The organism is Gilvimarinus gilvus, assembly GCF_030518155.1.
In the GTDB taxonomy this organism is placed as follows: domain Bacteria; phylum Pseudomonadota; class Gammaproteobacteria; order Pseudomonadales; family Cellvibrionaceae; genus Gilvimarinus; species Gilvimarinus gilvus.
In genome coordinates this window covers 1-416 of sequence record NZ_JAULRU010000695.1, presented here as the reverse complement: position 1 = coordinate 416, position 416 = coordinate 1, and the positions used below count along the sequence as shown (strand labels likewise).

Annotated in this window: 1 protein-coding gene; it reads left to right on the top strand. The window is 46.9% G+C overall.

Going from position 1 to position 416, the window contains the following annotated elements:
• On the top strand, nucleotides 1-416 hold a 416-nt coding region (locus QWI17_RS17375), incomplete at both ends, for a GGDEF domain-containing phosphodiesterase (protein ID WP_302723789.1).

Sequence of the window (416 nt, the reverse complement as noted above, 5' to 3'; positions counted from 1 at the left end):
CTATCTCTGCAGGCGTAACAATAGATAATATATTACTCCATGTCACCGCCAGTCTGGGAGTTGCATTCTACCCCACAGAAGATCCTGAACCAGATAAACTCCTGCGCCAGGCGGACCAGGCCATGTATCAGGCAAAGTTAAAGAGTAAAAATTGTTACCACATCTTTGATCCTGTGCATGATCGCTCGTTGAAGGGCCGTCATGAACGCATCGAGCGGCTGCAACAAGCGCTGGCTGACAATGAATTCGTTCTTTATTACCAGCCTAAAGTTCATTTACGCACCGGTGAACTCATTGGTGTCGAAGCCTTAATCCGCTGGATGCATCCAGAAAATGGGCTATTGCCACCAGATGCCTTTTTGCCAGATATTGACAACCATGCGCTGGATATTGAACTTGGACAATGGGTTATTACC